7 protein-coding genes are annotated in these 8,923 nt (G+C 70.5%); 3 read left to right on the plus strand and 4 right to left on the minus strand.

The window, feature by feature from the left end:
• Positions 1 to 9: 9 nt before the first annotated feature.
• From AB0B64_RS14120 to AB0B64_RS14130, 3 genes are read right to left on the minus strand one after another with little or no spacing between them, the layout of a single operon-like run.
• Positions 10 to 1,164 carry a cysteine desulfurase family protein gene (locus AB0B64_RS14120; RefSeq protein ID WP_358177363.1) on the minus strand — a complete coding sequence of 385 codons (1,155 nt, stop codon included), beginning with the start codon at positions 1,162 to 1,164 and terminating at the stop codon, positions 10 to 12.
• Positions 1,165 to 1,203: 39 nt separating this feature from the next.
• Positions 1,204 to 2,088 (minus strand): hypothetical protein, encoded by an 885-nt coding sequence (locus tag AB0B64_RS14125; protein ID WP_358177366.1) that lies wholly within the window; start codon positions 2,086 to 2,088, stop codon positions 1,204 to 1,206.
• Positions 2,089 to 2,109: 21 nt separating this feature from the next.
• Positions 2,110 to 3,816: a condensation domain-containing protein gene (locus tag AB0B64_RS14130; RefSeq protein WP_358177369.1), complete on the minus strand. Its 1,707-nt coding sequence runs from the start codon at positions 3,814 to 3,816 to the stop codon at positions 2,110 to 2,112.
• A 273-nt stretch (positions 3,817 to 4,089) separates the two neighbouring features.
• Between AB0B64_RS14130 and AB0B64_RS14135 the strand changes: the two genes are divergently transcribed.
• From AB0B64_RS14135 to AB0B64_RS14145, 3 genes are read left to right on the plus strand one after another with little or no spacing between them, the layout of a single operon-like run.
• On the plus strand, positions 4,090 to 4,329 hold the full coding sequence (locus AB0B64_RS14135; RefSeq protein ID WP_357647193.1) for a phosphopantetheine-binding protein: 240 nt from the start codon (positions 4,090 to 4,092) through the stop codon (positions 4,327 to 4,329).
• A gap of 9 nt (positions 4,330 to 4,338) precedes the next feature.
• On the plus strand, positions 4,339 to 5,892 hold the full coding sequence (locus AB0B64_RS14140; RefSeq protein ID WP_358177372.1) for an acyl-CoA ligase (AMP-forming), exosortase A system-associated: 1,554 nt from the start codon (positions 4,339 to 4,341) through the stop codon (positions 5,890 to 5,892).
• A complete protein-coding gene (locus tag AB0B64_RS14145) occupies positions 5,889 to 7,112 on the plus strand; it encodes a pyridoxal-dependent decarboxylase, exosortase A system-associated (protein WP_358177375.1) in 1,224 nt (407 codons plus the stop codon). The genes AB0B64_RS14140 and AB0B64_RS14145 overlap by 4 nt, the downstream gene beginning before the upstream one ends.
• 117 nt (positions 7,113 to 7,229) lie before the next feature.
• Here AB0B64_RS14145 and AB0B64_RS14150 read toward each other — a convergent pair whose 3' ends face one another.
• Positions 7,230 to 8,603 carry a condensation domain-containing protein gene (locus tag AB0B64_RS14150; protein ID WP_358177378.1) on the minus strand — a complete coding sequence of 458 codons (1,374 nt, stop codon included), beginning with the start codon at positions 8,601 to 8,603 and terminating at the stop codon, positions 7,230 to 7,232.
• Positions 8,604 to 8,923: the final 320 nt, after the last annotated feature.

The following is an 8,923-nucleotide window of genomic DNA, read 5'->3' on the forward strand; positions in this document are numbered from 1 at the left end:
TGCCGTACGTCATGTGGCCTGCATCGCGACCGACACCTCGGCCAGGTCCAGGGCCCGCTCGCAGACCAGCTCCACACCCCGCACCAGCTCGTCGAACGCCATGCGCGGGTCGAGGCACATCCGGATGGAGCTGTTCGCGTCCTCGGCGCTCACCCCGATCGCCGTCAGGACGTGTGACGGCTCCTGGGAGTCGGAGTTGCACGCGGACCCGGTGGACACGGCCACGGTACGCAGGCTGGAGACCAGGCTCTCCCCCCGGACCCCGGGCAGCACCAGGTTGAGCACATGAGGCACTCCGTTGAGCGGATCGCCGTTGATCCGTACTCCCGGGAGCCGGGTGGTGATCAGTTCGAGGGCCGCCTCGCGCAGCCGTACGGCCCGCATCCAGTCGTCGTCGAGCCGCCGCAGCGCCAGCTCGCACGCCTTGCCCAGCCCGACCACGAGGTGCGTCGGGATGGTCCCGCTGCGCAGCTCGTACTGGCCGCCGCCGTACGTGATCGGCCGCAGGCGTACGCCGGGCCGCACGTACAGGGCGCCGATGCCCTTCGGGCCGCGCACCTTGTGCCCGGAGATGGACAGCGTGTCCACGCCGGCCTCGACCACGTCGATCGGGATCCGGCCGGCCGCCTGGGCGGCGTCCACGTGCAGCAGGCAGCCGACCTCGTGGCAGAACGCGGCCAGCTCCGACATCGGCTGTATGGTGCCGATCTCGCTGTTGACCAGGGCGGCCGTGGCGACGCGGGAGTGGACGTCGAGCTGGTCGGCCAGCCGGGTCAGGTCGATCAGCCCGTCCTGGCGTACCGCCATCGTGCGGGTCTCGATGCCCCGCCCGGCCAGCGCCCGGCCGATGGCCAGCGCGGACTTGTGATCGGTCGGGCAGAACAGCGCGTTGACGGGCGCGCGCTCCTCATGGGCGAACATGCCCAGCAGCGCGATGTTGTTGCTCTCGGTCGCGCCGGAGGTGAAGACGATGCCGCGCGGATCGGCGCCCAGGAGCTCGGCCACGGACACGGCGGCGAGGTCCACCGCGCGGCGGGCCCGCTTGCCGAGGACGTGCGGCGAGGACGGGTTGCCGAAGTCCTCTCTCAGGTACGGCAGCATCGCGTCGACCACTTCGTCGTCCACGCGGGTGGTGGCGCAGTTGTCCAGATAAATGATCTTCATGGGCGGCCCGTCACTTTCGGTGGTCCGTCTCGCGCCGCGTCAGCTCCTGAACGTGCTGACCGTCACGAGCTTCGAGTAGATCTCGTCCGTGGACATCTCCCCGCTCCCGCCGGGGTCGGCGATGATCACCAGCATGTCCGACAGGCGGTAGAGCTCCAGGGCGATGTCGACGCCCGTCTGGACGGGTGCGAGACACTCGCCAGGCGCGAAGATGACGATCGCCCGGTAGCCGGCGTTGTGCACCTCGGAGATCATCTCGGTGATCTCGCCGGCGCATCCGGTGATGCCGCAGCTGATCAGCGTGCGGTAGTTGCCCTCGTCGTCGAGGAAGGCCACCTCGGTGTCCTTCGTACCCGAGTCGAGGAACCGCTTCTCCAGCCGCCCCTGCTTGACGAACCGGTCGGCGGCCTTCTGGAAGCGGTACTTGAGCCAGGTCTCGGGGAAGGCCAGCGGGTGCTTGCGGCTCGGCAGCACGCGGTCAGTCCCGAATCCGGCCTCGCCCAGGATCCGCTCGTACTCCGCTGGCAGCCCGGTGAAGCGCTCGAAGAACTCCGCCCGCAGCTCGCTCGCCGGGCGGCCCGACGTGGGGACGTACTGCCAGTCGTTGACCAGCAGGAGCAGCCGCACGTCGGTGCGGGTCCGCGCGTACGACTTGAGGAGGTCGGCCGACAACTGCCAGCTGTACTCCGGGAAGATCCCCACCCGGCCGGCTATCCGACGCCGCATCACCTCGGACTCTTGCGCCCCGATGACGCCGGGGACGAGCTTCCCCTCGTCCTCGAAAAGCATGAAATGGCCGCCCATGACGACCAGGTTCTCTATGCCGGAGGCGGTCAGCTCACGGTCTATCAGCCGGCGCAGCTCCTCTTCGGAGCCGACGAGCTGGTGGCTCTTGGATACTCGGGCGGCGAGCGCGTCTGTCATGGTGGACCACTCCAGGGTGGGTCAGGGCTGGGTGAGTACGTGCCTCGGAGACTCGATGACGACTTCCGAAGTGATCTCAGGGGTCAGCTTGCGGGCCAGTGCCCGCAGCGGCTGGGGGCCGGTCAGGTGGTGGACGGAGGCGCCCGCCCATCCGTGGGCCGCCAGCAGGGCCAGGACCCGGGGGATCCGCAGGGCCCGGCCGCCGGCGAGCGTGTAGCTGTCGGACAGGTCCACCTCGCCGAGCCCGTTCACCTGCCGGACGACCTCGGCGAGCGCCTGCTCGGCCTCGGGGGCGCTCTCGGGTGTTGTGTCGGGGGCGGGTGTGCTGCGGGTCGCCGGTGCGCTGAAGGCGGCGAGGCGCGTGACGTCGCTGATCCGGATGTCGGCACCGGCGAGCAGGACGGTCTCGTAGCCGCGCAGGAAGCGCTCCATGTCACCGGCTCCCATGACCGAGGACCGGGCGTGGAAGCCGACGACGACCGCGTCACGCCACTCGTCGATCCTGAAGTACGTGTCCATCTCCTCGTACGCCCAAGCCGTCGGCACCGTCTTCCAGGCGAACGTGGTGCGCCGGGCCCGGGCCTCGCTGGAGCGCTGCTTGATGAAGTTGACCTCCGACCCGAGGCGTACCGGCCGGCCACGCCGCGATCCCTCGCGCGACACCAGCTCCACGACCTGGTCGTAGGGCACGGACGAGTGCGTCCGGGCGAGCTCGAAACGCTCGGCCACCCGGCGCAGCAGCTCCGCGAACGTCGGGTCGTCGTGGCAGTCGACGGTCACCAGCATCGGCGCGAACATGCACGTCATCACGCCCGCGTACGGGCCGGGCTCGCGGTTGCCGGAGAACGACAGGTGCGCGACCGTCCCGAGGCCGGTGTAGGCGGCCATCATGGCGGTGTACGCGGTCACGTGGACCAGCGACGGCCACACCTGGTCCGCGGCGGCGATCCGCCGCACGGCGTCGAGCAGCGAAGGAGACGTCAGGGTCGCACTCCGCGCCACCGGCTCACGATCAGGCGTCAGCGGTCTGCCGTCGAGCGCGACCGGCTCGCGGTCGGGGAGCGTCGGGTCGCCGTCGGGGGTGCGTCGGGCGGCGAACGGGTCGGCCGGGAGGCGGGCTATCTCCTCGCCCCAGTACGCCAGGGAGCGGGCCGCCACCGCGGTGGCCTCGGCCGACGACTCGTGCCGGGCCAGGTCCGACGGCTGGTTGCGGACGGGTTCCAGTGCGGCCGGTCGCCGGGAGCTGAAGCCGGCGCATTGGACGGTGAGCTCGCGCTTGATCTCCCGGACCGTCCACGCGTCCACGGCCAGATGGTTGAGCACCAGGACGATCTGCTTGGGGACGCCGCCCGTGGTGATGACGCAGGCGCGGATCGGCCAGTCGGTGTCGAGGCGGAAGTCGGTGGTGCCGAGCCGTTCGACGATCTCGGCGGGAGCGGGGGTGCCGTCGCGTTCGGTGGTCGCCAGGAGGATCGGCAGCGCGGCCGGCGGGTGCACCTGCCGGCGCGGCTCCGGCCCGGGGTCGAGGTGGTACGTGGTCCGCAGCGACTCGTGGCGGCGCGTCAGATAGTTGATCGCCGCGCGGCAGTTCGCCACCGTGACGTCGTGCGGGATGGCGAGCCGCAGCACGATGTGCGTGTCATGCCGTTCGCCCGGCGGCAGCCGGTGGTATTTCAGCCACATGTAACGCTGGCCCCAGCACAGATTCGCGTTCTTCGCGGCGGACAACTCAGCCTCCCCATGTGCGCCGGTCGCCGGTTAATGTGTTTCATAATCTGCGCCGGTCAGGGGTGCGACAACCGGGCGCCGATGACCGGCTCCGGAAGGCGATTACCTGCCAATGGCTGCGGCGGCTTTTCCAGAATGGCGGTCTTGACGCGTCGTCGCGCATTCGGCCAAGCTCGGAGCGAACAGCATGGAGCGGCTCGGCTTTCGGCCTGAGGTGGCGCGGTGACTATGTTGGAAATACCACCCGAGTTTCAGAATATTCTGCGCTCGCATTTGCCGTACGCGGACGCGGGCGACTTCTCCGCCTCCGACGAGCTGGCGGGCCTCGGGCTCGACTCGATGGGCGTCGTGCGGTTGCTGGCCGACATCGAGGACCGCTACGACATCGAGCTGCCCGACGACCTCCTCAACGAGGAGACGTTCGACACCGTCGGCTCGCTGTGGCAGGCCCTGTCCGCGCTCATTCACCCCCAAGGAACCGTCGGTGACGAGCGAGCGCCGTTACGAGTGTGAGGATCGCCGATGCTGACGCGAGTCGACGACGTGGTGCGGTGCGGCGACCCTGACCGCCCCGCCGTGACGTACCAGGACGAAACGCTCAGTTACGGCGAGCTGGCCCACCGCGTCGGCCGCGCCGCGAGCGGGCTGCGCCGCCTCGGGCTGCGCCGGGGTGAGCGGGTCGTCGTCTACCTGGAGAAGCGGATCGAGACCGTCGTCGCCATGTTCGCCGTGTCCGCGGCCGGCGGGGTGTTCGTCCCGGTCAATCCGCTGTTCAAGCCGCAGCAGGTGGGCTACGTGGCCGCCGACTGCGGGGCGGTCGCGGTGGTCACCTCGGTCGAGCGGCACCGCCTGGTCGGCGCCCGGCTCCAGGAGGTGGAGTCGCTGCGTGACCTGATCCTCGTCGGCGACCGGCCGCGCGTCCCAGAGCCGTTGCCGATCACGACCTGGTCCCAGCTGTGCGCCTCCGACGACGAGGTATCGGCTTCTGAGGGGGCGATCGACGCCGACGTGGCGGCGATCCTCTACACCTCGGGCAGCACCGGCAACCCCAAGGGCGTCGTCCTGTCGCACCGCAACCTGCTCGCCGGCGCCCGCAGCGTCGCCCACTACCTCGGCCACACCCGCGACGACGTGGTGCTCGGCGTGCTCCCCCTGAGCTTCGACACCGGCTTCAGCCAGCTCACCACCTCCTTCATCGCGGGCGCGCACGTCGTCCTGGTGAACTACCTGGTGCCCGGCGCGGTCGTCCGCCTGTGCGCGCGGCACGGTGTCACCGGGCTGACCTGCGTACCGCCGCTGTGGCTGCAGCTCGCCGCGCAGACCTGGCCGGAGGCGGCCACCCGTCGCCTGCGCTACTTCGCCAACACCGGCGGGCGCCTGCCCAAGCCCGCGCTGGACTCGCTGCGGGCGACGTTCCCGCAGGCCAGGCCGTACCTCATGTACGGGCTGACGGAGGCCTTCCGCTCCACCTACCTCGACCCCGAGCAGGTCGACCGCCGGCCCGACTCGATCGGGAAGGCGATTCCCAACGCGGAGATCCTCGTCGTACGCCCGGACGGCGGCGTCTGCGAGCCCGGCGAGAAGGGGGAGATCGTGCACCGTGGCGCGCTCGTGGCGCTCGGCTACTGGAACGACCCCGAACGCACCGCCGAACGGTTCCGCCCCTACCCGCCGGGCGGCAGCCCATGGGGGAGCGAGCTCGCGGTCTGGTCAGGCGACGTCGCCTACCGCGACGACGAGGGATTCATCTACTTCGTGGGACGTACCGACGAGATGATCAAGACTTCCGGATACCGGGTCAGCCCCAGCGAGATCGAGGAGGCGGCCTACGCCACCGGGCTGGTGGGCGAGGCGGTGGCGTTCGGCGTCGCCGACGACACGCTCGGCCAGCAGGTGGTGCTCGTCGTCAGCGGGCCGGGCGGCGCGTCGTGCGACACAGAGACGCTGGTCAAGGCGCTCGAACGCGACCTGCCGCGCTACATGGTCCCGCGCCGGGTGGTGGCGCGCGACCGGCTGCCGAGATCGGGCAACGGCAAGTTCGACCGTACGGAGCTGCGCAGGTCGGTGACCTGGTGACCGCCATCCCGAGCGGCTGGTACGGCAGGTACGACAGCCAGCTCACCGTGGGCGGTATCCCTGTGGAGCGGCTGGCCGCCCGCGTGGGGAGCACGCCGTTCTTCGCCTATGACCGGGAGCTGGTCAACCGGCGGGTGGCGTCGGTACGCGCGGCCCTGCCCGAGGACGTCGAGCTCAGCTACGCGGTGAAGGCCAATCCGATGCCGGCCCTGCTCCAGCACATGAGCGGCCTGGTCGACGGCTTCGACGTGGCCTCCGCGCAGGAGATGCGGCACGCCCTCGACACCCCGGCGCCCGCCTCGCGGATCAGTTTCGCCGGGCCCGGCAAGTCCATGGCCGAGCTGACGCAGGCGGTCGCCGCCGGCGTCACCGTCGAGCTGGAGTCCGAGCTGGAGGTGGAACGGGTCCGGTCGGCGAGTGCCGCCGTGGGCGTTCCCGCGCGGGTCGCGCTGCGTGTCAATCCCGACTTCGCGATCCGCGGCTCCGGCCTGCGGCTGGGCGGCGGGCCGCAGCAGTTCGGCATCGACGCGGAGCGGATCCCCGCCGTCCTGGCCGGGCTGACCGGCGATGACCTCGACTTCCAGGGCTTCCACGTGTTCGCCGGGTCGCAGAACCTGCGGGTCGACAACATCTGCGAGGCGCAGCGCCGTACCGTCGAGCTGATTCTCGGCTTCGCGGACGCGGCGCCCGGGCCCGTGCGCTACGTCAACATCGGCGGCGGCTTCGGCATCCCGTACGCGCTGCGCGACCGGCCGCTCGACCTCGGCCCGATCGGCGACAACCTGGCGCGGCTGGTCGACGGGCTGGTCCGGCCCCGGCTGCCGGAGGCGCGGCTCGTCGTCGAGCTGGGGCGCTATCTGGTCGGCGAGGCGGGCGTGTACGTCACGCGCGTGGTGGATCGCAAGGAGTCGCGCGGCAAGGTGTTCGTCGTCGTGGACGGCGGCCTGCACCACCAGCTCGCGGCCTCGGGCAACTTCGGTCAGGTGATCAGGCGCAACTACCCGATCGCGGTGGGGAACCGGATGGACGACCCGCCCGAGGAGCCCGTGACCGTGGTCGGCTGCCTGTGCACGCCGCTCGACCTGCTGGGGGACGACGTCTCGCTGCCCAAGGTGGGGGTGGGGGATCTGATCGTGCTGTTCCAGGCCGGTGCGTACGGGCTGACAGCGAGCCCCACCGCGTTCCTGAGCCACCCGGAGCCCGTCGAGGTGCTGGTCTGAGCCCGGAATGAAAGCAGGCCCGCAGTGTCACTGCGGGCCCTTTGGCGGGTGCTTTGTCGCTGTGAGCGGGATCCGTGGGCCGGCGCGGCGGGGGCTGTCGCGCCGGCCCACGGACGTCTAGTGCGGCGGCGCCGGTACCTCGGAGGGGAACAGCGACGGCGGCAGGCCCTCGCTCCTGGCGCTCCACAGGTCCTTCAGGCACGTGTCCGGGTCGGTCGCCGCGAGCTGTACGCCGAGCGCCATCGCCCGCAGGATGTCGGTCGCGGCCTCGGGCGGGATGATCGTCGGATCCGCGAGCAGCATGACGCTGGTGAGACCGCCCTGGACCGCCACCCGCACCCGGAACGCCTGGCCGTACTGCTGAGCCAGCGGCGTCCAGACCAGCTCGGCGGGGGTCGGGTCGGCGGGGTTCAGTGGGGCGCGGTCGATCTGCATGTAGTTGAACCAGCTGCGGAACAGGTGGTTGAACCAGCAGTCGTGCCCCGGCTCCTGCCCGCTGTGCGTGGCCGCGTCGGCGGCCAGCGCGGCGACGCGGTCGAAGTCGTAGCAGGAGTAGCGGTACGTGCGCGCGCTCGCCCAGTGCCAGCGCTTGACGTGCTCGGCCAGCGTGGCGCCCGGATCGACGGTGGCGCTGACCGGGATGAGCTGGTTCATGGTGCCGATGACGTGCTGGTGCTCCTCGGCGAACCGGTTGGAGGCCATCAGGCTCATCGTGACCCGGTCGGTGTCGGTGTGCCGGGCCAGGCCGGCGGCGATGAACGCCATCAACACCGCGGGCGGTGTCACGCCATGGCGCTTGGCGGCCTCGGCGGCGAGCCCGCCCAGGCGGCGTGAGTGCAGCGTGGCCTCGATCCGGTTCCGCTCGGCGCGGGCGGGGAGCGTGGGCAGCTCGTCCATCAGGCCGTCGGTGAGCACGCGCCGCCAGTAGCGTTCTGAGCTCTCCTGCTGGCCGCGCCACGACTCGTCGCGTTGCTGCTGGGCCAGCTCGCGCAGGGTGGGACCCATCTGCGCGTCGGCATCCGGATCGACCACCAGGGCGCGGAACTGGTCCTGCAGATGATGGATCGACCACACGTCCACGATCAGGTGGGAGAACGACAGCGCCAGGAAGACCGGGGCCCCGTCGGTCGTGACGAGCACGCCGCGCCAGGGCAGCGCGTCGGTCATCGGGAACGGAATCGTGGCCAGCTGCTCCTTCGTACGCTCCGGGTCGCCGCGGTCGGTGACCGCGCGGTCCACATGCTCGACCGGCGGCGTCACCGTCCGGTGGACGCGCTGCACGGGTTGTCCGTCTCGTACGTGGTAGGTGGTGCGCAGGCATTCGTGCCGGTCGACGAGCCGCCGCAACGCCGTCGTGACCCGGTCCAAGGGAAGGCCGCGCAGGTCCCAGGTCGTGGGCAGGTTGGCGTCCCGCATCCAGTCCTCGGGGTAACGCTCCACTTCTCGCCAGCTCCATAGCTGGCCGTTGCTCAGGGGGGCGTCGACGGGCATGTGGTCTCCTCGTGAGCTGTTGCGGACCGCTGACAGTGGCCCCGCCGACGGCTCTCCACCGCGCACGTACTGCGGATCGCACCGAGCGCCCGGTAAAAGGCTTTATCTATTTCGGCTCGGCAGAACTCTCAGGCCAATGTCGCTACCTGTCCCACACAGGATGCGAACCGCCTACACCTATGTCAACGCGCCCGCGCTGACAGCTTCTGCCGGAAACAATGTGCCAGCCCGCGGCCGTGGTCCGGAAAGGGCGCGGCGATTAGGGTCACAGCAACTATTCAAAGCGATCGTCTTTATGGAAACCGGCACTGTCTTGTTGG

Origin of the sequence: Nonomuraea sp. NPDC049129, assembly GCF_040648495.1 — a bacterium.
Lineage (GTDB): Bacteria > Actinomycetota > Actinomycetes > Streptosporangiales > Streptosporangiaceae > Nonomuraea.